The organism is Pseudomonas sp. NBRC 100443, from assembly GCF_030268185.1.
GTDB classification, from domain to species: Bacteria; Pseudomonadota; Gammaproteobacteria; order Pseudomonadales; family Pseudomonadaceae; genus Pseudomonas; species Pseudomonas citronellolis.
In genome coordinates, this window is the sequence record NZ_BSQE01000023.1 from 73,694 (window position 1) to 93,508 (window position 19,815).

Below are 19,815 nucleotides of genomic sequence, written 5' to 3' on the forward strand. Positions count from 1 at the left end.
ACCGCGTTCCCATGTAGGAGCGCGCCCTGCGCGCGAAATCGCGGGCAGGGCCCGCTCCTACAGGTTGATGCCGAACCTCTCGTTCGCGCTGGACAGCTCCCTCTCCCTGCTGCCGGTAAACACCGTTCGCGAGCAAGCTCGCTCCTACAGGCGCCAACGCTCTTCGTAGGAGCGAGCTTGCTCGCGAACGGTTCTATGGGCCTCAGCGGCTCAACAACGAAGCCCCACCAGCGGTGGCGAAGAGCGCGGCGCTGCCGCGGTTGAACCAGGCCTGGCCCTTACCCGAGCGCAGGAAGCGCGCCGCGCCGCGGGCGCTGAGGCCGTAGAACAGCTTGCAGGCGAAGTCGAGCAGCGCCCAGGTGAGGATCATCACCAGCAGCTGCTGCCACAGCGGGTGGTCAGCCTTGAGGAACTGCGGCAGGAAGGCGGCGAAGAACAGGATGTCCTTCGGGTTGCTGGCGCCCAGGCCAAAGGCCTTCCAGTACAGGCTGCGGAAGCCCGGGTTGACCGGCATCTCCTCGGCGGCGCGCGGCTGGCCGGCGATGCGCGATTCCTGCCAGCTCTGCCAGGCCAGGTAGAACAGGTAGAGCGCGCCCAGCACCTTGAGCACGCTGAACAGCTTCTCCGAGGCCAGCAGCAGCGCGCCCAGGCCCAGGGCCGAGGCGCTGAGCAGGCAGATGGAGGCGCTGACCCCGCCGAGGAAGGCCGGCAGCGAACGGCGCAGGCCATAGTTGAGGCTGTTGCTGACCATCAGCAGCGACAACGGGCCGGGAATCAGGATCACGATCAGGGCGGCGCTGCTGTAGAGCAGCCAGGTTTCCAGGTTCATCGCGGGCTCTCGAATGCAAAGGCCCCGACGCAGGCATGCGTCGGGGCCGTGGCGGGGCCGCTCCAGATTACAGGAAGATGAATTTGGCTACAAATATTGCACAGAGTGCATACAGACTTACGGTCACGTCCTTGTGGCGGCCGGTGAAGACCTTCATCGCTACGTAGGTCACGAAGCCCATGGCGATGCCGTCCGCCACCGAGAAGGTCAGCGGCATCATGATCACGGTGACGATGGCCGGGATGGTCTCGGTGTGTTCCTGCCAGTCGATGTGCGCCAGGCCGCCCATCATCAGCATGGCCACGTAGATCAGCGCGCCGGCGGTGGCGTAGGCGGGGATCATGCCGGCCAGCGGGGCGAAGAACATGGCGGCGACGAACAGCGCGCCGACGGTCACCGCGGTCAGCCCGGTGCGGCCGCCGGCGGCCACGCCCGCGGCGCTTTCCACGTAGCTGGTCACCGGCGGCACGCCGAGCACGGCGCCGACCACGCTGGAGGTGCTGTCGGCCTTCATCGCCTTGGACAGGTTTTCGATGCGGCCGTCCTCGCGCACCAGATGGGCGCGCTGGGCCACGCCCATCAGGGTGCCGGCGGTGTCGAACATGTGCACGAAGAGGAAGGCCAGGATCACGCTGATCATGGTCACGTTGAAGGCGCCGGCGATGTCCATGGCCAGGAAGGTCGGCGCCAGGCTCGGCGGCATCGAGAACACCCCGCCGAACTGCACCAGGCCCAGGGCGATGCCGGCCACGGTGACGGTGAGGATGCTGATGAGGATGCCGCCGAACACCCGGCGGTATTCCAGCACGGCGATCATCAGGAAGCAGATCGCCGCCAGCAGCGGGCCGGGCTTGGTCAGGTCGCCCAGGTGCACCAGGGTGGCGGGGCTGGCGACCACGATGCCGGCGGTCTTCAGGCCGATCAGCCCGAGGAACAGCCCGACCCCCGCGCCCATGGCGAAGCGCAGGCTCGGCGGGATGCTGTTGAGCAGCCATTCGCGGATGCGCGAGAAGGTCAGCACCATGAACAGCACGCCGGAGATGAACACCGCGCCCAGGGCGATCTCCCAGCTGTAGTTCATGGTCTTGACCACGGTGTAGGTGAAGAAGGCGTTGAGGCCCATGCCCGGCGCCAGGCCCACCGGCCAGTTGGCGTACAGGCCCATCAGGAAGCAACCCAGGGCGGCGGCCAGGCAGGTGGCGACGAAGGCCGCCCCGTGGTTGACCCCGGCGTCGGCCATGATGTTGGGGTTGACGAAGATGATGTAGGCCATGGTGATGAAGGTGGTCAGGCCGGCGGCCAGTTCCGTCTTCACCGTGGTGCCGTGCTGGCTGAGCTTGAACAGGCGTTCGAGCAGGCCGGTGGCGGGTGGGCTGGAGGCGACAGCGGTTTGTTGTTCTTGTTTGGTGCTTTCCACAGCGGGTACTCCTCAACGCTCTTGTTGTTGGTCCTTGCCGTCGGCTGGTTCACCTGCGTCCCTGGCTCGGCGGAAGGCTTGAGGGCGTGTTCTTGACTTGCGAGTCAGGAAGTCACGCCGGCGATTATGAGGTTGTATACAAAAAAATCAAATAATGTTTCGTACCTACCTCCCGCCTTCCTCCAAACAATTCATCGGAAGATTCGCTCAGGCATTGCGCGGAATTTGTACAGAGGGGACGGCTGAATGCCGCATGGCAGGGGGGATGCGCCGGGTGCGCGGTGCTGGGCATTTTGTGTACACTGGTGGCCATCATTTCGTCGCGCCTGCGTACCTGGTAGCGGATTGCCCAGGCCGCCGGTCCGCCCAACAAGGTTGAGGATCCATGACCGACCCGCTGCAACAGATCAAGAAGCCGGCGCGCAACGGCAAGAGCCGTACCGGCACGCAGGACGAGATCGTCTACGCGCACATCTTCGATGCCATCCTCGAACAGCGCCTGGCGCCGGGCACCAAGCTGAGCGAAGAGGCCCTGGGCGAAATCTTCGGCGTCAGCCGCACCATCATCCGCCGCGCCCTGTCGCGCTTGGCCCACGAGCAGGTGGTGCTGCTGCGCCCCAACCGCGGCGCGGTGGTGGCCAGCCCGAGCATCGACGAGGCCCGGCAGATCCTCTTCGCCCGGCGCACCGTCGAGCGCGCCATCACCGAGCTGGCGGTGGACAACGCCAGCGCCGAGGCCCTGGCCGAGCTGCGCGAGATGGTGGTGCAGGAACAGGCCAGCTTCGCCCGCGGCGACCGCGGCGCGGGCATCCGCCTGTCCGGCGAGTTCCATCTGAAGCTGGCGGAAATGGCCAGGAACGCCCCGCTGGTCAGCTTCCAGCGCAGCCTGGTGTCGCAGACCTCGCTGATCATCGCCCAGTACGAGGCGGGCGGCCGCTCGCACTGCTCGTTCGACGAGCACAACGAAATCCTCGACGCCATCGAGAAGGGCGAGAAGGAAAAGGCCGTGACCCTGATGATGCACCACATGGCGCACATCGACGACAAGCTGAACCTGGAAGGCGACAGCGCCTCGGGCGACCTGCATGCGGTGTTCTCGCATTTGCTCGGTGGCAAGAAGAAGGGCGGGCGTACTGCGGCGCGTTGAGGTTTAGGCTAATGAAAAGCCCCGCCTGAGTGCCGTAATGCTGTTCACTTAAGCGATAGGTGGTGGTTCAGCGAAGGTGCGCCAGCCTGGCTTCGCTCCCTCACCCCAGCCCTCTCCCAAAGGGAGAGGGGGCTGTTCGGAGCGTGCGGGGAGTTCGGAGTCATCCCGGAACGCCTACCTCCTCTCGTCATTCCCGAGAACGCGAGCCCTGGGTTCGCGAGCAAGCTCGCTCCTACGAAAAGCCAAAGCGCATTGGCTCTGGCTTTTGGACTTCCAGAGAAATACCCGAGCGCACCGGAACGCCCCTTCAGAAGGCCGAGCGAAACCGGCGCTCAGGAGGTCATGCGACATGGATGTCGCGAGAGCCCCGATGGGCTACAGGGACGTACCCTCGGGGCGGGCCTCCGTGGCGGGGGAATTCGCGAGGGTAGCCCGGCTCCATCGGGCCCGTATGTCGGGGCAAGCCTTTTTGGTTCCTTTTGTGGCGATTGACAAAAGGGACTCGCCCGAGGGGGCGAAACAAGAAGGTCGGGCAGATTCGGTGCGGCGCAGAAACACCCAAGCCGAGGCAACTGGGTTATTCCCCTTCGGGCCAGCGCAAGCGCTGTTCGCGATGGAGCCGCGTCCCGCGTTCGCGGGAATGACGAAGGTGGGAGGATGGCGCCTGACCGACACGTTGCTCAGAACAGCCCCCTCTCCCTTCAGGGCGGGGCGCGCAGCCGAGGGCTGGGGAGAGGGCGCTCTTACCCCCAACATCTGCGTCACCGGGAAGCACCCTTCGCGAGCAAGCTCGCTCCTACGAGGAGCTGCGCGCTACGCAGCATCAATCCCCGCGATACTCACACCCACTGGTGCAAGTCTCATGCACCCGCACCCGAGACAATTCCGGCAGCAGCGGCTTGACCTGCTGCCAGATCCAGCGCGAGAGGTTCTCGCTGGTGGGGTTTTCCAGGCCGGGGATGTCGTTCAGGTAGTTGTGGTCGAGCTGTTCGTAGATCGGTTTGAAGATCTGCTTGATCTCGGAGAAGTCGCGGATCCAGCCGGTATGCGGGTCGACCTCGCCCTCGATGTACAGCGCCACGCGGAAGGAGTGGCCGTGCAAGCGGCCGCACTTGTGGCCCTCCGGGACGTGGGGCAGGCGGTGGGCGGACTCGAAAGTGAATTCCTTGAACAGTTCCAAGAGGTGGCCTTCAGATCATCAGTGGGCAATTGCAACCGCCCATTGTACCCACTTTGCCCGCCGCCCGGGCACACCCCGTCGGCGGCTCAGCGCGTCAACTCGACCTGGACTTCCTCGCCCTCGCGCAGCATCAGCGGCGCCATGACGGTGGCGCCCACCGTGGTCGGGCCGTTGGCGCCGGTGGTTTCCCAGGTCACTTCGCAGCTCAGGTAATAGCGCCCCGCCGGCACCTGGGCGAAGCTGAAACGGCCCTCGGCGTCGGCGCGCACCGTGCGGGTGTAGATCTTCGCCCGGGCGTCGGGCTCGCCTAGCGGCCGCCGCTCCTGGTAGGCCTTGTACAGCGGCGCCATGTAGCGCGTCGCCGGGATCAGCGCCACGTCCTTGCCGGCCGCCGGCTTCAGGGTGCCAGCGCGGGTCTTGAGGAAGGCGCGGCCGTCGATCCTGCCGTTGCCGTGGACCGCCAGCGCCTGGTACTCGGCGCTGGTGAACTCGCCGAAGTTCAGCGGCCGGCCCTGGTTGGGCGAGATGCAGCCGGCCAGGGCGAGGCCGAGCAGGGCGACGAACAGGTGGCGCATGGGGCTTTCCCTCTGGTTGCCAGCTGTTCGCGCTGCAGCCTGGAAGACAGCCGGACGCATCTCGCTGGTATCCGTGCAGATGACAGGAGGGTTCGATAATGCTCGTGAACGTGATGGTGCAGTTCGCGAATCCGATGATGTCGATGAAGTCTAGCCGGAACCGCTATGAGAGGTAGGCAGTGAAGCGTCAGAAGATTCCGCCGATATAGGCGGCAGTTCCTGCCCCAAGTTGTGCGCCGACATTAGCGCCGGCCATCAATATTGCGCCGTTTGCCGACTCTATGAGGAGTTGAATAGCCAGGTTTGCACTCAGGGGACTTGCGGCCATTGGGATCAGAGCAGCCAAACGTAGAGGATCGAGGCCAAACAGCAATGCACTGCCGGAAATACCTGCGGCAACCCCAAACCCAGCTTCCACGTACAGGCAAGGGCCGCGGAAGTCGGCAGGCGACAGGTCGCGTTTGATTATGTTGTCGGAAGCGAATACCAAGCCGTAGCTTAGAAATGATTCTGTGGCGCCTGCTCCGCCTATGCTGCGGCCTTTAATATTCAGATTGACCTTGCCGAATCGGGGTAGCCGCGCCCCCGCTCCAAAGCCGAATCCTGCGCCAGCAAAACTATAAGTATGAAAAACCTGGTAAGGGGAGGTCAGTGTGATGGTTCCCCCCGAACCCGCTACGAACCCGATCGTTGCGCCGCCTGTTGCAGAAGATTTATAGAGCCACCGGCTTTTGCGTAGATTTAGTTGAAGAGTACTCATTCGCCACATTCCTTTCTGCGTTGTCGAATCCCCAGTACTGCATATCCCAGGGTGACAACGCAGAACATTCCGAACGTCGCCGGTATAACCCAGATTGCGCCGGGGTCCTTGATCACAGCCGTCATGCCCGGATTTTCGGAGAGGTAATAGACGTCTACCGCCATTCCTTCCTTGTAGCCAAAGATGAATCCCCCTTGCGGGAACTCATACTGTTGGCCTGATAGGGTGGTGAATTGGACTTGCGGATGAGAGCCACCGGCATTCAACCGGCTGACCACTCCAGGTGCGACTTCGGCACTTTCCAGAAAATCGATTGTCTGCATTGCCGTCAATACGGCAGCACTTAGGAAGCCGATGCTAATCAAGCCGAGAATAATGATTCGAACCAGTGAAGGAAGGGGCTTGCGCTCCATGCCAGGTGTTCTCCATCGATAAGCCATGTTTTCTAGCATTTACTCGAAGACGATAGGAATGCTGGCACTCCGCCTGATATATGACGATATTTTTCGATGACGTTTGGAACAGCAGTAGTCGAGTCGAGGTGTCTGCTTTCCCGCCCACTCCCTCACTTGAGGTCCAGGCGCCTGGCCAGGCGGTTCAGGTTGGCCCGGTCCACTCCCAGTTCGCGGGCCACGGCCGCCCAGTTGCCGGCGTGGCGCTGCAGGCTGGCGGCGATCAGCTGGCGCTGGAAGTCGTCCAGCGCGGTGCGCAGTTCGATGCCGGGTTTGGGCAGTTCGCGGGCGGGTGCTGTCTTGCCGGCTTCCGGCAGGTGCAGGCCCTGTTCGAGGCCGAGGTCGTCGAGCTCCAGGGTGAGGATGCGCGGGCGTTCGGGGCTTGAGGCCAGGGCCTTGAGCGAGGCGCGGCCGATCAGGTGTTCCAGTTCGCGCACGTTGCCCGGCCAGGGGTAGCCGAGCAGGGCGGCCTGGGCCTCGGCGCTCAGGCGCAGACTGCGCAGGCCCAGGCGCGGGCGGTTCTGTTCGAGGAAGTAGCCGGCCAGCAGCAGGATGTCGTTGCCGCGCTCGCGCAGCGGCGGCACGCGCAGCGGGTAGACGCTCAGGCGGTGGTAGAGGTCGGCGCGGAAGCGCCCGGCGCGCACTTCCGCGGCCAGGTCGCGGTTGGTGGCGGCGATCAGGCGCACATCCACGCGGTGCTCGCGGTCCGAGCCCAGGCGCTGCAGTTGGCCGCTCTGCAGCACGCGCAGCAGCTTGGCCTGGATCGCCAGGGGCAGCTCGCCCACTTCGTCGAGGAACAGGGTGCCGCCGTCGGCCAGCTCGAACTTGCCGCGGCGCTCGCCCACCGCGCCGGAGAAGGCGCCGCGCACGTGGCCGAAGAGTTCGCTCTCCACCAGGGTTTCCGGCAGCGCCGCGCAGTTCAGGCTGATCATCGGCTGGGCGTGGCGCAGCGAGCGCTGGTGGATGGCCTGGGCCACCAGTTCCTTGCCCACGCCGGTCTCGCCGGTGACCAGCACGCTGAGGTCGCTGCCGGCCACCAGCTTGATCTCGTCCACCAGTTGGCGGTGCGCCGGGCTCTGCCCGACCAGTTCGCGCGGGGCCTCGCCGGCGGCGCGCTGGTAGGCGTCGGCGCGCTGCTGCTCGTGCTCGGCGCGCAGGGTGAGGTCGAGCATGCGCTGGCTGGCCTTCACCGTGGCCGCCGCCAGGCTGGCGAAGGCCTGCAGGTTGTCCAGGTCGCCGCTGGAGAAGCGCCCGGGCTCGAGGGCGTCGAGGGTCAGCAGGCCCCAGGGCTGCTCGTCGAGGTACAGCGGGCAGCCCATGCAGTCGTGCACTTCCAGGTGCACACCTTCCACCAGGCCGTCGTAGGGGTCGGGCAGGCCGCAGTTGGCGTCGAACAGGGTAGGGCCGGGGCGTTCCAGCAGGGCCTGCAGGCGCGGGTGTTCGGCGATCTTGAAGCGGCGGCCGAGGGTGTCCGGGCTCAGGCCGTCCACTGCCAGGGGCACCAGTTGCTCGCCCTCCAGGCGCAGCAGGGCGCTGGCGTCGCAGGGCAGCAGTTCGCGCAGGGCTTCCAGCAGGCGGCGGTAGCGTTCTTCGTCGGGCAGTTCGCGGGACAGGTCGTCGACCAGGGGGAGCAGGGTGGCAAGCAAGGGGTTGCTGGTCATTCTGACCTCTATGTAGTCCGTATGACTCGAATGATTGCTGGTCATTATGACTTCTGACGCCGCGGAAGTCCCGCGAATACTGGGCGCCGGCCTTGGCACGTTTTCTGAAGGATTACAGGCAGTTCCCACCCTGTCTTGCGTTCCAAGGAGATCCGCATGCTGTCCAACGAACAACGCACCCTGATCAAGGCGACCGTCCCGCTGCTGGAAACCGGTGGCGAAGCCCTGACCCGGCACTTCTACCAGTTGATGCTGACCGAGTATCCGCAGGTGCGTCCGCTCTTCAACCAGGCCCACCAGGCTTCCGGCGACCAGCAACGGGCCCTGGCCAACGGCGTGCTGATGTACGCCCGCCACATCGACGAGCTGGAGCGCCTCGGCCCGCTGGTGGGGCAGATCGTCAACAAGCACGTGTCGCTGCAGATTCTGCCGGAACATTATCCCATCGTCGGCGCCTGCCTGCTGCGCGCCATCCGCGAAGTGCTGGGCGAGGAGATCGCCACCGACGAGGTGATCGCCGCCTGGGCCGCCGCCTACCAGCAACTGGCCGACATCCTGATCGGCGCCGAGGAATCGGTATACGCCCGCAATGCCGCCGAAGAGGGTGGCTGGCGCGGCGCGCGGCGCTTCCGCGTGGCGCGCAAGGTGGCCGAGAGCGAGGAAATCACCTCCTTCTACCTGCAACCGGTGGACGGCGGCGCGCTGCTCGACTTCGAGCCGGGCCAGTACATCGGTCTGCGCCTGGACCTGGATGGCGAGGAAGTACGCCGCAACTATTCGCTGTCGGCCCCGGCCAACGGCCGCGAGTACCGCATCAGCGTCAAGCGCGAGCCCGAGGGCAGGGTTTCCAACTACCTGCACGACCAGGTCCGGGAAGGCGACGAGATCGACCTGTTCCCGCCGGCCGGGGACTTCGTCCTGGGCGACAGCGACAAGCCGCTGGCGCTGATCACCGCGGGCGTCGGCATCACCCCGTCGCTGGCCATGCTGCAGCAGGCGCTGGACGCCGGCCGCGTGGTGCACTTCATTCACTGCGCGCGCCACGGCGGCGTGCACGCCTTCCGCGAGTTCATCGAGAACCAGGCGCGCAAGCACCCGACGCTGCTGCACTTCTTCTGCTACAGCGAGCCGCGCGAGCAGGACCAGGCCGATGCCGAGGGCTTCATCAGCCAGCAGCTGCTGAGCAACTGGCTGCCGGAGCAGCGCGACCTGGACGCCTACTTCCTCGGGCCCAAGCCGTTCATGGCCCAGGTGAAGCGCCTCCTGCGCGAGCTGGGCGTGCCGGAAAAGCAGTGCCACTACGAGTTCTTCGGCCCCGCCAGCGCGCTGGAGGCCTGAGGCTAGACCGGCCGGCCCATGCGGGCCGGCCACCCCGAACTACCGGAGGTGTGTGATGAAAGGCTTCTTCGCCTGTCCGCAACGCAATCTCAGCCATTCCAACGCCCTGCTCAGCGCGGGGGCCGCTATGCTGCTGGGAGGCATCTTCGGCGCCTATTTCATCGACGCCTTTCTCAACTTGCCGCAACTGGTGGCCGCCCACGCCCTGACCGTCCTCGGGCCGACCGCCATCAAGCTGGGCTACGTGCTGCGCCTGATCGCCCAGCGGCAGATGCGCCAACCAGGCTGGGAGGTCTGTTGTGCTGTTGGTTGATCGCAAGGTTCTATTGGCGATTCCGCCGCTGTGGCGGCTGGGTTTCCGTCCTTTCTTCCTCGGCGGGGCGCTGTTCGCGGCGCTCGCCATATTCCTCTGGCTCGCCGCGCTGGCCGGCTGGCTGCCCGCGTGGCAGCCGCTGGGCGGCTGGCTGGGCTGGCACCGCCACGAGATGGTGTTCGGCTTTGCCCTGGCGATCATCGCCGGCTTCCTGCTCACCGCGGTGCAGACCTGGACCGGCCGCCCGGGCCTCAGTGGCGCTCCGTTGCGCAACCTGGCCCTGCTCTGGCTGGCGGCACGGCTGGCCTGGCTGCTGGGCGCGCCCTGGTGGCTGGCCACGGTGCTGGAGCTGGCCTTCCCGCCGGCCCTGGCCTGGTTCGTCGGCCGCAGCCTCTACCAGGTGCGGCAGACGCGCAATTACCCGGTGCTGATGGTGCTGGTCCTGCTGACCCTGGCCGACGCCCTGGTCATGGCCGGACAGGCGCTGGGCAACGAGGCCTGGCAGCGTGGCGGCGTTCTGGCTGCGCTGTGGCTGGTGGTGGCGCTGATGAGCCTGATCGGCGGGCGGGTGATTCCCTTCTTCACCCAGCGCGGCCTGGGACGTACCGCCCAGGTGCCGGCCTGGCCGTGGCTGGACTGGGCGCTGCTGCTGGGTGGCGCACTGCTCGCGGTGCTCAGCGCCACCGGCCCGGCGTTGCAACCGGGGCCTGTGCTGGCGCTGCTCTTCGGCCTGCTCGGCCTGGGCCACCTGGTGCGCCTGGTGCGCTGGTACGACCGCGACCTGTGGAGCGTGCCGCTGCTGTGGTCGCTGCACCTGGCCTATGCCTGGATGACCCTGGCGCTGTTCGGCCTGGCGGCTTCCGCGGCCGGCGTGGCGCTGCCCTCCAGCCTGCCGTTGCACGCGCTGACCGTGGGCGGCGTCGGCGGGCTGATCCTGGCGATGATCGCCCGCGTCAGCCTCGGCCACACCGGCCGCGCGCTGCAGCCGCCGAAGGCGATGGCCTGGGGCTTCGGCCTGCTCAACCTGGGCGTGGTGGCGCGGGTGCTGGTGGTGTGGTGGCTGCCGCTGGGTGGCTTGCTGCTGGCGGCGCTGTGCTGGTCGCTGGCGTTCCTGATCTTCGCCGGGTACTACGGGCCGATGTTGTGGAAGGCCCGGATCGACGGGCAGCCGGGGTAGGGGATTCATCTGTGGGGCGTGGTGTGCGGGCTCGGCCCATCGCGGACGGAGTTCGCTCCTACGTACGTGCTTCCCTGTTGAGCCTGGCGCGGCTTTGACGGCGGCTCCGTGCTTGGCAGCGAGCGGGATTATGGCCCAGGTCAAGCGGCGGATAACGCCGTAGGCGTTATGCGCCCTACGCCAAGTTCACCATGGGCGTAGGGCGAATAACCGTTCGCGGTTATCCGCCGCTACACCTTCCTCGCCGGCCGCTGCATGGCTGAACCTGGCGCGGCTTTGACGGCGGCTCCGTGCCCGGCAACGAGCGGGATTATGCCAAGGTCAAACGGCGGATAACGCCGTAGGCGTTATGCGCCCTACGCCAAGCCCAGCATGGACGTAGGGCGAATAACCGTTCGCGGTTATCCGCCGCTACACCTTCCTTGCCGGCCGCTGCATGGCTGAGCCTGGCGCGGCTTTGATGGCGGCTCCGTGCTCGGCAACGAGCGGGATTATGGCCAAGGTCAAGCGGCGGATAACGCCGTAGGTGTTATGCGCCCTACGCCAAGCCCAGCATGGACGTAGGGCGAATAACCGTTCGCGGTTATCCGCCGCTACACCTTCCTCGCCAACCCCTGCATGGTTGAGCCTGGCGCGGCTTTGACGGCGGCTCCGTGCTTGGCAGCGAGCGGGATTATGGCCAAGGTCAAACGGCGGATAACGCCGTAGGCGTTATGCGCCCTACGCCAAGCCCAGCATGGACGTAGGGCGAATAACCGTTCGCGGTTATCCGCCGCTACACCTTCCTTGCCGGCCGCTGCATGGCTGAGAGCGAGCGGGATTATGGCCAAGGTCAAGCGGCGGATAACGCCGTAGGCGTTATGCGCCCTACAGCGGCACCAACCTTTCTCCCAGGCGCCCGCCGTCGACCAGTTCGAGGAACTCGTCGCCCATCCGCCGGCTTTCGTCCATCGCCTTGTTCCAGTAGCGCTCGCGGCCGGCGTCGTCGCCCAGGTAGCGCTTGAAGTCCTTGCGGTCCGGCAGCTTGTTGTGCGGCAGGCGTGCCAGGTACTCGGGGGAGGGGGCGAGCAGCAGCACGTCCTGCAGGCGGGTGGCGTCGCCGCGGCGCCAGGGCAGGCCCTTGTCGAACCAGCCGGGGATGACCTTGTCGGTGAAGTGCGGGTAGAGCACCACGCCGTCGGTTTCGTAGGGCAGGTCCAGGTGGTAGTCGAGCAGGCCGCCGTCGCGGTAGGTGCCCGGGCCGGCGCCGGGAATGTCGCGCACGCCCTGCATGACCATCGGGATGGAGCCGGAGGCGAGCAGCGCATGGCGCAGGTTGCCGACGTCCAGCGGCAGGCAGCGCGAGGGGAAGTCCCGCAGCGGCGCCAGCGGCGGGGCCAGGCGCGCGTCGTGGAGGATCACCCGTTCGAAGTGGCGGTGCAGGCGGCGGCGGCCGAGCAGGTTGTCGCGGATCACCGCGCCCAGGCCCAGGCCGAGCGCGCGCTTGCCGTCGTCGGCCAGGCGCCCGTGGCTCTTCACCACCACCACGTTGAGGCGGTAGTGCGGGTTGGCCAGCACGCTGGCGTCCTGCCCGGCGAGCAGGTCGTCGAGCATCCGCGTGCAACTGGCGGAGACCTCGGCTATGTCCGCATTGCGCGAGAAGCGCTGCTGCGTGTACAGCTCGCCCAGGCGGCGGATGCCGGCGGCGGCGTCCGCCAGGCAAGCGCTGGCGAAGCGCCAGGAGCCGATCGAGGCGCCGATCAGCGAGCGCTCGCGCGGCGCGCGCGGCAGCCATTCGCCGAACAGCGCCAGGTCCAGCCCCTGGATGCCCAGCGCCTTCGGCCCGCCGGCGGCGCCGGGCAGGATGCCGACGTCGGCGGGGCTCAGGCCGCGCTCGCGGATGCGCCGCAGGGCGCGGGCGCCGGCCTTGAGGGTGAGGGCGGGGGACTTGATGTGGATGGCGGTCATGGGGGCACTCTCTGGCGAGCCGCCGATTATAAGCGCTGTATTTTCCTAGGCAGCATCCTTCATCCGGTGAATGATCCGTCCTGCATCCATTCAGCTTGAGTTAATGGCCTTTCGATAGCCTGCGAGCATTGGCAATTCGCAGGAGCCTTCCCATGCAAACCCTCACCCGTCTGATCGCCGCCACTGCTCTTTTCGGCGCCTCCAGCCTGGCGCTGGCCCACGACATCGGCCCCGACGAGGCCCTGCGCCTGCGCGACGCCGGCACCATCCAGGACTTCCAGCGCCTGAACCAGGCCGCGCTGGCCAAGCACGCCGGCGGAACCGTGTACGATAGCGAGCTCGAACTGGAACACGGCCGCTACCTGTACAAGGTCGACATCAAGGACGCCCAGGGGGTGAAGTGGGATGTCGAGCTGGACGCGGTGAGCGGTGAAGTGCTCAAGGACCGCCAGGACCACTGATGACCTATCCTCTGCGTTACGCGCTGCTCGTCGCGGTCTGCCTGGCCGGGGCGGCGTCGGCCCACGACATCAGCCAGGACGAGGCCCTGCGCCTGACCCGCGAAGGGGTGATCCGCCCCTTCGAGTCGATATTGCCGGCCGCGCTGCAGCGCTACCCCGGCTCGCGCCTGCTCGAGGCGGAGCTGGAGAAGGAGCACGACGCCTACATCTACGAGATAGAGCTGCTCACCGCCGGCGGCGTGGTCCGCGAACTGGAACTGGATGCCCGTGACGGGCGCATCCTCAAGGATAAGGAAGACGACTGATGCGTCTGCTGCTGGTGGAGGACCACGTCCCCCTCGCCGACGAACTGCTGGCCGGGCTGAGCCGCCAGGGCTACGCCGTGGACTGGCTGGCCGACGGCCGCGACGCCGCGGTGCAGGGGGCCAGCGAGCCCTACGACCTGATCATCCTCGATCTCGGCCTGCCGGGCCGCCCCGGCCTGGACGTGCTGCGCGAATGGCGCGGCCTGGGCCTGGCCACCCCGGTGCTGATCCTCACCGCGCGCGGTTCCTGGGCCGAGCGCATCGACGGGCTGAAGGCCGGCGCCGACGACTACCTGACCAAACCCTTCCACCCCGAAGAACTCTTCCTGCGCATCCAGGCCCTGCTGCGCCGCGCCCACGGCGTGGCCAACCAGGCCCAGCTGGAGGCCGGCGGCCTGCGCCTGGACGAGGCGCGCCAGTGCGTGCAGCAGGATGGCCGCGAGGTCGACCTGACTTCCGCCGAGTTCCGCCTGCTGCGCTACTTCATGCTCCACCCGGGCCAGCTGTTGTCCAAGTCGCACCTGGCCGAGCACCTCTACGACGGCGAGACCGAGCGCGACTCCAACGTCATCGAGGTGCACATCAACCACCTGCGCCGCAAGCTCGGCCGCGAGATCATCGAGACCCGCCGCGGCCAGGGCTACCGCTTCGCCGGCAGCAGCGGGGGCGCGGCTTGATCTCGATCCAGCGGCGCCTGGGCTTCGGCCTCGCCGCGGTGCTGCTGGTGGTCGGCCTGGCGCTGGCCCAGGCCGGGCTCTGGCTGTTCGACCAGGGCCTGCGCCGCTACCTGGCCAGCGGCCTGCAGGACGAGGCGGAAAGCCTGCTGGTGGCGATCATTCGCGGCCCGGCCGGCCTGCAGCTGGACCCGCAGCGCGTCGACGGCGCCTACGAGCGGCTGTTCTCCGGGCGCTACTTCCAGATCCACTTCGAACAGACCGACTGGCGCTCGCGCTCGCTGTGGGACCACGAGCTGAAGGTGCCGGAGCGCACGGGGCTGCGCGAAGGCCTGGCCAAGGGCCCGGAAGGCCAGCGCCTGCTGGTCTTCCGCGGCGACTACAAGCGTTACGGGCGCAGCCTGCGGATCAGCGTGGCGCAGGACTACACGCCGATCCTCAAGAGCTTCAACCGCCTGCGCAACATCGGCCTGGGCGCCGGGGCGCTGGCGCTGCTGCTGATCCTGTTCTTCCAGCGCCTGACGGTGCGCCGCGCGCTGCGCCCGCTGGAACGGGTGCGCCAGCAGATCGCCCAATTGCAGGACGGCCAGCGCAGCCAGCTGGACACCCGGGTGCCGCAGGAACTGGAGCCGCTGGTGGAACAGGTCAACCACCTGCTGCAGCACACCGAGGAAACCCTGCGCCGCTCGCGCAACGCCCTGGGCAACCTCGGCCATGCGCTGAAGACGCCGCTGGCGGTGCTGATCAGCCTGGCCGAGCGCGAGGAGCTGCGGCAGCACCCCGAGCTGAAGCGGGTGCTGCAGGAGCAGCTGGAGCAGATCGACCAGCGCCTGGCCCGCGAACTGGGCCGCGCGCGCCTGGTGGGCGAGGCGCTGCCCGGCGCGCATTTCGACTGCGACGCCGAGCTGCCCAGCCTGCGCGAGATGCTCCAGCTGATCCACGGCGAACACCTGCGCATCAGCTGCCAGGCGGCGCCCGGTCTGCGCCTGCCGTTCGACCGCGAGGACCTGCTGGAACTGCTCGGCAACCTGCTGGACAACGCCTGCAAGTGGGCGGCCAGCGAGGTGCGCCTGCAAGTGGAGAAGCGCGAGGACGGCTACCGCCTGCTGGTGGACGACGACGGCCCGGGCATCGCCGAGGAATTGCGCGACAGCGTGCTCGAGCGCGGCACCCGCCTGGACGAGCAGGTGGCCGGCCACGGCCTGGGCCTGGGCATCGCCCGCGACATCGCCGCGGCCTGCGGCGGCAGCCTGGCGCTGGAAGGCAGCGAACTGGGCGGCCTGCGGGTACGGGTGGCCCTGCCGAGGCGGGCTGCGGCGTAGCGCTCTGCGCGGCGCGGCGCTCAGTCGCCGAGGCGTTCCAGGGTGCGCAGCAGCACGTCCACCTTGGTCAGCGACTCCGCGTATTCCGCCTCCCAGTCCGAATCGGCGACTATGCCGCCGCCGCCCCAGCAACTGGCCTGGCCGTCCTTCACCAGCAGGGTGCGGATGGTGATGGAGCTGTCCAGCTCGCCGCGCACGTCCAGGTAGAACAGGCTGCCGCAATAGATGCCGCGGCGGCTCGGCTCCAGCTCGTCGATGATCTGCATGGCGCGGACCTTGGGCGCGCCGGTGATGGAGCCGCCGGGGAAGCTGCCCAGCAGCAGGTCGAGGGCGTCCTTGTCGGCGGCCAGCTCGCCGGTCACGCTGCTGACCAGATGGTGCACGTTGGGGTAGCTCTCCAGCGCGAACAGTTCCGGCACCCGCACCGTGCCGGGCGTGCAGCTGCGTCCCAGGTCGTTGCGCAGCAGGTCGACGATCATCAGGTTCTCGGCGCGGTCCTTGGGGCTGGCCAGCAGTTCCTCGGCGTTGGCCGCGTCCTCCGCGGGCGTGCGGCCGCGCGGGCGGGTGCCCTTGATCGGGCGCGTCTCCACCTGGCGCCGGTGCATGCGGATGAAGCGCTCGGGCGACAGGCTGAGGATGGCGCCGTCGCCCAGGCCCAGGTAGCCGGCGAAGGGCGTCGGGCAGGCCTCGCGCAGGGCCAGGTAGGCCAGCCAGGGCGAGCCGCTGCAGGGCGCGCGGAAACGCTGGGTGTAGTTCACCTGGTAGCAGTCGCCGGCGAGGATGTAGCCTTGCACCCGCTCCAGGGCCTGGCGGTACTGCTCGCGGCTCAGGTCCGGCCGGAAGCCGGCATGCAGGCGGAAGGGCGGCAGCGCCGGCGCCGCCGCGTCGGCCTCGAACAGCGCCAGCAGGCGCTGGCGCTCGGCGGCTTCCAGGCGCGGGTGGAACACCAGCTGGCTGGTGCCGCGCTGGTGGTCGGTGACCAGCGCCCAGGCGTACAGGCCGACCCGCGCATCGGGTAGGCCGAGGTCGTCCCGGCTGTGCTGCGGCAGGCGTTCGATGCGCCGTCCCAGGTCGTAGCTCAGATAACCGATCATTCCGCCGACGAATGGCAGGTCCGGAATTTCCCCCGCGTCGGCCTGTCCGAGGCTCTGCAATGCCGTGCGCAGGCGGGCGAAGAACGCCTTGGCCGATTCGTCGGCACTTGGCGCCAGTTCTGCCAATGGCCAGGCGCTCATAAGGTCATAGCGTCCACGGTCGGCGCCAGGCCTGCCGGCGTCCAGCAGCACGGCGCCGGGCGCCTGGGCGATGCGGGCGAAGCGCGCCGTCGGATCTTCCCGGTAGGGGAGCGGGTGTACACAATAGCGGGACATAGGTAGGAACAGGAACCCTGGGCTAGGCTGAGAGCCATTCCTGCGCACGCCCGAAGAGTCGATGCTAGAGCCCTTCTCTTCGGTTTACGCAAGGTAAGCATTCTGATAAGAATTGGATTATCCCGCGGAAGCCATGCTCCGTACCACAACGATAATGAAACAGGGATAGAGGCCGTGGACGTAGTGCTAAAAACCGCAGCCGGCAGCCTTCTGCGTACCAGATCGACACCTCCCGGGGTGCCTGCCGAATACCAGTACCGCCCCCAGCTCCAGGCTGCCCTGGAGCGTTCCGCCCATCATCGCGTCCTGCTCTTCAGCGCCCCCGCCGGCTTCGGCAAGAGCGCCGCGCTGGCCATGCTCGCCGAGCGCCGCGAAGCGCAGGGGCAGAAAGTGGTGTGGCTTTCCCTGGAAGGCTCCGACGACGACCCCGGGCGCTTCTGCGGCAAGCTCACCGAGGCCCTGGCCGCCAGCCTGCCGGACGTCGGCCGGGACGCCGCCGCCTACCTGCACAACACCCTGCGGGTGCCGGCCGTGGCGGTCATGGAGAGCCTGCTTTCCGACCTGTTGCGCGTCGACGTGCCGCTGCTGCTGGTGCTCGACGACCTGGACCGGATCACCCAGCCGGACATCTTCGCCGGCCTCAACCGCCTGGTGCAGTACGCCCCGCCGGGCCTGACCCTGGCCATCGGCAGCCGCTCGCAGCCGCCGCTGAGCCTGGCCACCTGGCGGGCCAAGGGCCTGCTGCTGGAAGTCGGGGTGGAAGAGCTGCGCCTGTCCCAGGAGCAGACCCGCGAATACCTGAGCGGCGAGGGCGTGGAACTCGACGAGGCCTGCCTGAAGGCCGTGTACGCCCGCACCGAGGGCTGGGTGATGGGCGTGCAGCTGTTCGGCCTGTGGCTGCGCCAGCCGCCCGCCGGCGCCCAGCGCGACCTGGCCGAGCTGGGCGGCGGCCCCGCCGAGGTCGGCGACTACCTGCTGCGCAGCGTCTTCGAGCGCCTGCCCCGGGACATCCGCGACAGCCTGCTGACGCTCAGCGTGGCGAGCCGCTTCAACGGCGAGCTGGCCAACGCCCTGACCGGCCGCCAGGACGGCCAGGCCCTGCTGGAGCGCCTGGACAGCCTGCAACTGTTCCTCATGCCGCTGGACCGCGAGCGCCACTGGTACCGCTTCCACCAGCTGTTCGCCGACTTTCTTCGCGCGCACCTGCGCGAACGCGAGCCGGAGCGCTTCAAGCAACTGCACTTCAACGCCAGCCTGTGGTTCACCAACCACCACATGCCGACCCTGGCCATCGAGCACGCCTGCCTGGCCGAGGACCCGGAGATGCTCGCCGCCCTGGTCGACGGCTACGGCCTGGAGCTGATCAACCGCGGCCAGTTGTACCTGATCTCACGCTGGCGCCGGCAGGTGCCCGACGAGATCGCCGCGCGCTACCCGATCCTGGTGCTCAGCGACGTCTGGACCCGCGCCAGCGAACTGAGCCTGCCCGAGGCCAACCGCATGCTCGACGAGCTGCTGGCGCGCTGGAGCGACGGCAAGCCGCAGACGCCGATGGGCGACCAGTACCTCTCGGCGCTGGCGGTCAAGGCCGTGCTGGCGCTGCAGAAGGACGACCTGGAGCAGTGCATCGCCCTGGCCCGTCGGGTGGAGAGCCAACTGGGGCAGAACTCGGCCTTCCTCGAGTGCGCCATCCTGCTGGTCGCCGCCTTCGCCCAGGTGATGCACGGCCAGCCGGAGCAGGCGCGCCGCCTGATGGGCCTGGCGCAGCAGCGCAACCATTTCCTCGACGGCCGCTACCTGCACATGCAGCTGTCCACCATCGAGGTGATGCTGGCCCTGGAGCAGGGCCAGGTGAAGCAGGCGCAACTGCTGGTGGAGCGCGTCAAGCAGCAGGCCGTGCCGCTGTTCGACCGGCGTTCCCAGGCGCTGGCCCTGCCGGCCATCACCGAGGGCCTGACCGCCTACTACCGCATGGACGTCGATGGCCTGGAAGAGCGCCTGCGCTGGGCGCTGGGGCGCGTCGACGTGATCAACCCCATCGACCTCTACGCCCAGGGCATGCAGTGCCTGGCGCGGGTGCAGCGTCTGCAGGGGCGCGGCAAGGAGGCCCTGGCGACTCTCGGGCTGATGCAGAGCCTGGCCTCGCGCAACCATTCCTGGCGCATCTTCGCCATGGCCGTGGGCGAGGAGATCAACCTGATCCTCCAGGAGCCGGCGGCCGACCGCTGCAAGCGCGCCGAGCAGCGCCTCAACGGCATCGACTGGCAGAAGCTCGCCGCCTCCTACCGCCAGGGCCCGTTCAACCCGGTGCTCTGGGTGCGCGGCCTGAGCCGCGTGCGCCTGTTGCAGGCGCGCGGCCATTTCAGCGAGGCGCTGCACGAGATCACCCAGCTGCGCGGCCTGCTGCAAGCCAACTGGCACGGCCTGCAGCGCCTGCGCCTGGACCTGCTGGCGGCGCTCAGCTACCAGCGCCTGGGCTACCAGGAGCGCGCCAACAGCCTGCTCGGGCAATGCCTGGTGGGCGCCGAGCGCGAAGGCGTGCGCAGCCTGTTCATCGAGGAAGGCGAGGGCATCCGCCAGATGCTCCAGCAACTGGAGGCCACCGAGCGCCAGCCGGCGCTGCAGGTGTTCATCCGCAGCCTGCTGGGACTGTGGCCCGGCCAGGAAACGCGCAAGGCACAGGACGTGCTCGAGGAAGGGCTGACCGACCGCGAGCGGGAAGTGGTGTGCCTGGCGGCCCAGGGGCTCTCCAACGAGGAGATCGGCCAGCAACTGTCGCTGGCCCTGGGCACCGTCAAATGGCACCTGCACAACATCTACGAGAAGCTCAAGGTGCGCAATCGGACCCAAGCGATTCGCCGTGCCCGCGAGCTGAGCCTGCTCTGAC

18 protein-coding genes are annotated in these 19,815 nt (G+C 67.8%); 9 read left to right on the forward strand and 9 right to left on the reverse strand.

Going from position 1 to position 19,815, the window contains the following annotated elements:
- Window positions 1-202: 202 nt before the first annotated feature.
- Window positions 203-829 (reverse strand): LysE family translocator, encoded by a 627-nt coding sequence (locus QSJ95_RS25675; protein ID WP_009618679.1) that lies wholly within the window; start codon window positions 827-829, stop codon window positions 203-205.
- A gap of 67 nt (window positions 830-896) precedes the next feature.
- Complete coding sequence (locus tag QSJ95_RS25680; RefSeq protein ID WP_043314301.1) at window positions 897-2,246, reverse strand: NCS2 family permease; 1,350 nt, start codon at window positions 2,244-2,246, stop codon at window positions 897-899.
- 385 nt (window positions 2,247-2,631) lie between these two features.
- Here QSJ95_RS25680 and QSJ95_RS25685 point away from each other — a divergent pair, with 385 nt between their 5' ends.
- Window positions 2,632-3,393, forward strand: coding sequence for a GntR family transcriptional regulator (locus QSJ95_RS25685; protein ID WP_043272143.1), 762 nt, complete (start codon window positions 2,632-2,634; stop codon window positions 3,391-3,393).
- Between the two features lie 823 nt (window positions 3,394-4,216).
- Here QSJ95_RS25685 and queD read toward each other — a convergent pair.
- From queD to norR, 5 genes are all read right to left on the reverse strand, one after another.
- A complete protein-coding gene (gene queD, locus QSJ95_RS25690) occupies window positions 4,217-4,573 on the reverse strand; it encodes a 6-carboxytetrahydropterin synthase QueD (protein WP_009618684.1) in 357 nt (118 codons plus the stop codon).
- 86 nt (window positions 4,574-4,659) lie between these two features.
- Window positions 4,660-5,148, reverse strand: coding sequence for a peptidase associated/transthyretin-like domain-containing protein (locus QSJ95_RS25695; protein WP_281686227.1), 489 nt, complete (start codon window positions 5,146-5,148; stop codon window positions 4,660-4,662).
- Between the two features lie 187 nt (window positions 5,149-5,335).
- Window positions 5,336-5,908, reverse strand: a complete 573-nt coding sequence (locus QSJ95_RS25700; RefSeq protein WP_281686226.1) for a hypothetical protein — start codon at window positions 5,906-5,908, stop codon at window positions 5,336-5,338.
- Entirely contained in the window at window positions 5,905-6,321 is a 417-nt protein-coding gene (locus tag QSJ95_RS25705; protein WP_285646275.1) for a DUF3592 domain-containing protein, read from the reverse strand. The genes QSJ95_RS25700 and QSJ95_RS25705 overlap by 4 nt, the downstream gene beginning before the upstream one ends.
- A gap of 152 nt (window positions 6,322-6,473) precedes the next feature.
- Entirely contained in the window at window positions 6,474-8,021 is a 1,548-nt protein-coding gene (gene norR, locus QSJ95_RS25710; RefSeq protein ID WP_058490215.1) for a nitric oxide reductase transcriptional regulator NorR, read from the reverse strand.
- A gap of 156 nt (window positions 8,022-8,177) precedes the next feature.
- Here norR and hmpA point away from each other — a divergent pair, with 156 nt between their 5' ends.
- The 3 genes from hmpA to QSJ95_RS25725 are packed head-to-tail and all read left to right on the forward strand — an operon-like array spanning window position 8,178 to window position 10,849.
- Window positions 8,178-9,359 carry an NO-inducible flavohemoprotein gene (hmpA, locus tag QSJ95_RS25715; RefSeq protein WP_058490214.1) on the forward strand — a complete coding sequence of 394 codons (1,182 nt, stop codon included), beginning with the start codon at window positions 8,178-8,180 and terminating at the stop codon, window positions 9,357-9,359.
- A 55-nt stretch (window positions 9,360-9,414) separates the two neighbouring features.
- Window positions 9,415-9,672 carry a hypothetical protein gene (locus QSJ95_RS25720; protein ID WP_009618692.1) on the forward strand — a complete coding sequence of 86 codons (258 nt, stop codon included), beginning with the start codon at window positions 9,415-9,417 and terminating at the stop codon, window positions 9,670-9,672.
- A complete protein-coding gene (locus QSJ95_RS25725; protein WP_285646281.1) occupies window positions 9,659-10,849 on the forward strand; it encodes an NnrS family protein in 1,191 nt (396 codons plus the stop codon). Before QSJ95_RS25720 ends, QSJ95_RS25725 begins: the two co-directional genes overlap by 14 nt.
- Before the next feature lie 867 nt (window positions 10,850-11,716).
- On the opposite strand, the gene QSJ95_RS25730 is transcribed toward QSJ95_RS25725, so the two are convergent.
- Complete coding sequence (locus QSJ95_RS25730; RefSeq protein WP_285646284.1) at window positions 11,717-12,796, reverse strand: patatin-like phospholipase family protein; 1,080 nt, start codon at window positions 12,794-12,796, stop codon at window positions 11,717-11,719.
- A gap of 152 nt (window positions 12,797-12,948) precedes the next feature.
- On the opposite strand from QSJ95_RS25730, the gene QSJ95_RS25735 reads away from it, so the two are divergent.
- The 4 genes from QSJ95_RS25735 to QSJ95_RS25750 are packed head-to-tail and all read left to right on the forward strand — an operon-like array spanning window position 12,949 to window position 15,558.
- Complete coding sequence (locus QSJ95_RS25735; RefSeq protein WP_009618698.1) at window positions 12,949-13,257, forward strand: PepSY domain-containing protein; 309 nt, start codon at window positions 12,949-12,951, stop codon at window positions 13,255-13,257.
- Complete coding sequence (locus QSJ95_RS25740) at window positions 13,257-13,562, forward strand: PepSY domain-containing protein (RefSeq protein ID WP_009618699.1); 306 nt, start codon at window positions 13,257-13,259, stop codon at window positions 13,560-13,562. The genes QSJ95_RS25735 and QSJ95_RS25740 overlap by 1 nt, the downstream gene beginning before the upstream one ends.
- Complete coding sequence (locus QSJ95_RS25745) at window positions 13,562-14,239, forward strand: response regulator transcription factor (RefSeq protein ID WP_009618700.1); 678 nt, start codon at window positions 13,562-13,564, stop codon at window positions 14,237-14,239. Before QSJ95_RS25740 ends, QSJ95_RS25745 begins: the two co-directional genes overlap by 1 nt.
- Window positions 14,236-15,558: a sensor histidine kinase gene (locus QSJ95_RS25750; RefSeq protein ID WP_285646290.1), complete on the forward strand. Its 1,323-nt coding sequence runs from the start codon at window positions 14,236-14,238 to the stop codon at window positions 15,556-15,558. The genes QSJ95_RS25745 and QSJ95_RS25750 overlap by 4 nt, the downstream gene beginning before the upstream one ends.
- A gap of 20 nt (window positions 15,559-15,578) precedes the next feature.
- On the opposite strand, the gene pabB is transcribed toward QSJ95_RS25750, so the two are convergent.
- Window positions 15,579-16,928 carry an aminodeoxychorismate synthase component I gene (pabB, locus tag QSJ95_RS25755; protein ID WP_009618702.1) on the reverse strand — a complete coding sequence of 450 codons (1,350 nt, stop codon included), beginning with the start codon at window positions 16,926-16,928 and terminating at the stop codon, window positions 15,579-15,581.
- Window positions 16,929-17,102: 174 nt separating this feature from the next.
- Here pabB and QSJ95_RS25760 point away from each other — a divergent pair, with 174 nt between their 5' ends.
- On the forward strand, window positions 17,103-19,814 hold the full coding sequence (locus tag QSJ95_RS25760) for a winged helix-turn-helix domain-containing protein (protein ID WP_082033795.1): 2,712 nt from the start codon (window positions 17,103-17,105) through the stop codon (window positions 19,812-19,814).
- Window position 19,815: the final 1 nt, after the last annotated feature.

What these genes read in the sequence shown, in the direction of transcription:
- QSJ95_RS25705 (WP_285646275.1), bottom strand. Translation starts at nt 6,321, where the DNA reads ATGGAGCGCAAGCCCCTTCCTTCACTGGTTCGAATCATTATTCTCGGC.
- norR (WP_058490215.1), bottom strand. Translation starts at nt 8,021, where the DNA reads ATGACCAGCAACCCCTTGCTTGCCACCCTGCTCCCCCTGGTCGACGAC.
- QSJ95_RS25720 (WP_009618692.1), top strand. Translation starts at nt 9,415, where the DNA reads ATGAAAGGCTTCTTCGCCTGTCCGCAACGCAATCTCAGCCATTCCAAC.
- QSJ95_RS25685 (WP_043272143.1), top strand. Translation starts at nt 2,632, where the DNA reads ATGACCGACCCGCTGCAACAGATCAAGAAGCCGGCGCGCAACGGCAAG.
- pabB (WP_009618702.1), bottom strand. Translation starts at nt 16,928, where the DNA reads ATGTCCCGCTATTGTGTACACCCGCTCCCCTACCGGGAAGATCCGACG.
- QSJ95_RS25740 (WP_009618699.1), top strand. Translation starts at nt 13,257, where the DNA reads ATGACCTATCCTCTGCGTTACGCGCTGCTCGTCGCGGTCTGCCTGGCC.
- QSJ95_RS25675 (WP_009618679.1), bottom strand. Translation starts at nt 829, where the DNA reads ATGAACCTGGAAACCTGGCTGCTCTACAGCAGCGCCGCCCTGATCGTG.
- QSJ95_RS25730 (WP_285646284.1), bottom strand. Translation starts at nt 12,796, where the DNA reads ATGACCGCCATCCACATCAAGTCCCCCGCCCTCACCCTCAAGGCCGGC.
- QSJ95_RS25695 (WP_281686227.1), bottom strand. Translation starts at nt 5,148, where the DNA reads ATGCGCCACCTGTTCGTCGCCCTGCTCGGCCTCGCCCTGGCCGGCTGC.
- QSJ95_RS25700 (WP_281686226.1), bottom strand. Translation starts at nt 5,908, where the DNA reads ATGAGTACTCTTCAACTAAATCTACGCAAAAGCCGGTGGCTCTATAAA.
- QSJ95_RS25735 (WP_009618698.1), top strand. Translation starts at nt 12,949, where the DNA reads ATGCAAACCCTCACCCGTCTGATCGCCGCCACTGCTCTTTTCGGCGCC.
- QSJ95_RS25745 (WP_009618700.1), top strand. Translation starts at nt 13,562, where the DNA reads ATGCGTCTGCTGCTGGTGGAGGACCACGTCCCCCTCGCCGACGAACTG.
- hmpA (WP_058490214.1), top strand. Translation starts at nt 8,178, where the DNA reads ATGCTGTCCAACGAACAACGCACCCTGATCAAGGCGACCGTCCCGCTG.